Source organism: Streptomyces niphimycinicus, assembly GCF_018883605.1.
GTDB classification, from domain to species: Bacteria; Actinomycetota; Actinomycetes; order Streptomycetales; family Streptomycetaceae; genus Streptomyces; species Streptomyces niphimycinicus.
Map to the genome: position 1 here is coordinate 1 of NZ_JAHLEM010001149.1, position 2756 is coordinate 2756.

Here is a 2756-nt window from a genome sequence, read left to right on the forward strand (position 1 = left end):
CCGGCTCGGGCTCGCCGAGGGCGTACGCGGCGGCCGCGGCGACGGGCGCGGGCAGCCCGGAGCGTACGGCGGTGAGCAGGGACAGCACCCGGCCGCGCAGCTCCACCCCGCGCTCGGTGGCCGGGAACCGGGCCATCGCGGCGGGCCAGCCCGCCGGAGTGAAGGCGCCCACCAGATCGGAGAGCACGATCACGTTCTCCGGGTTCATCTCGGCGGGGCTGAGCAGCACCGTGCCATGGGGATGGTGGACGGTGTCCCGCCAGGTCTCATCGCTGACGATCAGCAGCCCCTCGGCCACGGCCGCCTCGCACACCTCGTGCAGCAGCTCGGGCGGGGCCACGGTGCCGGTGGGGTCGTCGGCCACCGACAGCAGCAGGACCCGGGGCACCCCGCCCTCGGCGCGGATCCTGCGGACGATCTCCAGCAGCGCGAACGGATCGGGCAGCCCACCGCATTCGGCCGGGACGGGCGCGTGGTGGGCGCGCCGGTTCACCAGCCGCACCAGCGGCGCGTACCAGGCGGCGCAGGGGCGGGGCAGCAGCACATCGCCGCCGGGGGCCGAGGCGAGCAGCGCCAGCAACAGCGGCTCGGCGCCGGGGGCGACCACGACATGCTCCGGGTCGGTCCACAGCCCGCGCCGCGACCAGTAGCCGCAGGTCGCCGAGCGCAGCCCGGCCGAGCCGCCGACCGGCTCCGGCGCGGTGTGGCCGGCCGCCGCGACGAAGCTGTCGAGCAGCTCCGGGAGGACCGGCAGCCCGCCGTCGTCCCGGTCCGCCGGAGCCGGGGCGGTCCACTGCCGCTGCATTCGCCACACCTCCGCCCGTGCCGGACGCGTCACCGCCTGCGTATGTCCACCTTCTGTCCACCTTCGCAGATCTCCGGCGCCGTTTCGCGGAAGGCGGCCGGGGGACCCGGGCGCCATGACAGCGACGCCGGAACAGCACGATGTGGTGGACGTCCTCACCGCGGACCACCACGCGGTGCGCCATCTCTTCGAGGGGTACCGTGCCACCACCGACCCCGACCAGCGGCGGCAGCTCGTCGACCGGATGACGGTGGAGGTGGTGCGGCACTCCGTGGCCGAGGAGAGCTATCTGTATCCCACGGTCCGCAAGGCGCTGCCGAACGGCGACCGGATCGCCGACGAGGAGATCGAGGAGCTGACCGAGGCCGAGCGGATCCTGTCCGACCTGGACGCCGTGGACCCCCGGGACCGGCGGTTCGACCCGCTGGTACGGGATCTGATGGACGTGATGTCGATGCATATCCGCGGCGAGGAGGATCTCGTCTTCCCCGAGCTGCGGGAGCGGCTCACCCCGGAGGAGCGGATGATGCTGGGCCTGCGCGTCGGCGAGGCGACGGCCGCGGCGCGGGGCGTGCCCCCGGTCAGCCCGGAAGGTCCCGGTCCGGGCCGGACGCTGGCCGACCGGGTCCGGGAGCGGCTGACCGGCCGAACGCGATGAGCTCCTTCTCCAGGCCACGGCCGCGGGTGCGCACCACGGTCCCGGCGAGTTCGGCCAGCTTGTTGTTGGTCCGCTGGGAGAGCCGGCGCAGCAGGTCGAACGCCTGGTCCGGGTCGCAGCCCAGGACGTACATGACGATGCCGCACGCCTGGTCGACCACGGGCCGGGTGCGCAGCGCGGTGTCCAGTTGGTCGACCTGGACGAGGGCGGCGCGGTAGAGCCGGTCCCGGGCCATGCTCTCGGTGGCCAGGTCGCCGAGCAGCTCGGTGGCGCCCTGGGCGGCCTCCTTCAGGGGGCCGGGGCGCAGCCCGTAGACCGAGACGGTCACGGTGAGCCCGTCGCAGACGAAGGGCAGGGTGGCGGTGGACCGGACGCCCGCGTCCAGCGCCCGGGCCCGGTAGCGCGGCCAGCGGTCGTCGTGGAGCAGATCGTCGGCGCCGGCCGGGCGGCCGGTGTCGAGCGCCGCGAGGATCGGGCCCTCCCCGGCGCGCATCTGGACCGACACCAGCGCGGACAGATCGGGGTGGGTGGCCGCCGTGGTCCGGTCGGCGGCCGCGGTGCCGGGGGACTCCTCGGCGAGCACGGCGGTGGCGGTGGCCCCGCAACTGTCGGGCGTGCCCGCGGCGGCCTGCTCGGCCAGTTCGGCCAGGCCGCGGCCGAGGGAGGGCGCGCCGGTCTGGCAGGCCGGGCGGATGTGCGTACGGTCGGGCATCGCCGGGTCCGCTCCTTTCGCTCGGTTTCGCTCCGGTGCGATGTGCGTTTACGGCCCCGTCCCCGTCCGGGCCCCGATTTCTTCGCCTTCCCACGGCATTGAGCGGAAAACGGCACCCGGGCCGTCCACCGCGTCCGGTCAGGCTACGGTGTGCCCATGCCAGGCGCTCAGGAGTTTGGTGCGGAGCTGACAGACTTCCGCAGACGGGTGGACGAATTGCGGACCGCGCGGGCCTCGCTGCCCCCGCAGGAGCGGCTGTCCTTGCTGGACGCCGCTCTTTTCGAGCTCCAGCATGTGGTCGACGTGCTGTGGCCGCGCCACGAGGAGCTGACGACGGCCTCCCGGAGCCCTGGCGGAGGCCGGGCCGACCCGCAGGAGCAGCAGTTGCTGCGGGCGCTGTTCCAGCGGCTGCCGGTCCCCGCGGTCCTGCTGGACCGCGACACCGTGGTGCGGCGCATGAACTTCGCCGCCACCCAGCTCTTCCACACCCGCGCCGGATACGCCACCGGGCGCCCGCTCGCCGCCTCGCTGCGGCGCGACGGGCAGGCGGCGCTGCGCTCGCAGGTCGCCGCGGTGGCGCG

Annotated in this window: 4 protein-coding genes; 2 read left to right on the forward strand and 2 right to left on the reverse strand. The window is 74.8% G+C overall.

All coding sequences use genetic code 11. From position 1 onward, the window contains the following. On the reverse strand, nucleotides 1-805 hold an 805-nt coding region (locus KN815_RS48335), incomplete at its 3' end, for an aminotransferase class I/II-fold pyridoxal phosphate-dependent enzyme (protein ID WP_216348104.1). A gap of 115 nt (nucleotides 806-920) precedes the next feature. Here KN815_RS48335 and KN815_RS48340 point away from each other — a divergent pair. Next, on the forward strand, nucleotides 921-1463 hold the full coding sequence (locus KN815_RS48340) for a hemerythrin domain-containing protein (protein ID WP_216348105.1): 543 nt from the start codon (nucleotides 921-923) through the stop codon (nucleotides 1461-1463). Here the strand turns inward: KN815_RS48340 and KN815_RS48345 are convergent. After that, the gene (locus KN815_RS48345) at nucleotides 1387-2175 is read right to left on the reverse strand and encodes a GAF and ANTAR domain-containing protein (RefSeq protein ID WP_216348106.1); all 789 of its coding nucleotides are present in this window, start codon (nucleotides 2173-2175) and stop codon (nucleotides 1387-1389) included. The genes KN815_RS48340 and KN815_RS48345 overlap by 77 nt on opposite strands. Nucleotides 2176-2331: 156 nt before the next feature. Between KN815_RS48345 and KN815_RS48350 the strand changes: the two genes are divergently transcribed. After that, the coding region (locus tag KN815_RS48350; protein WP_216348107.1) for a PAS domain-containing protein at nucleotides 2332-2756 on the forward strand (425 nt) is incomplete at its 3' end.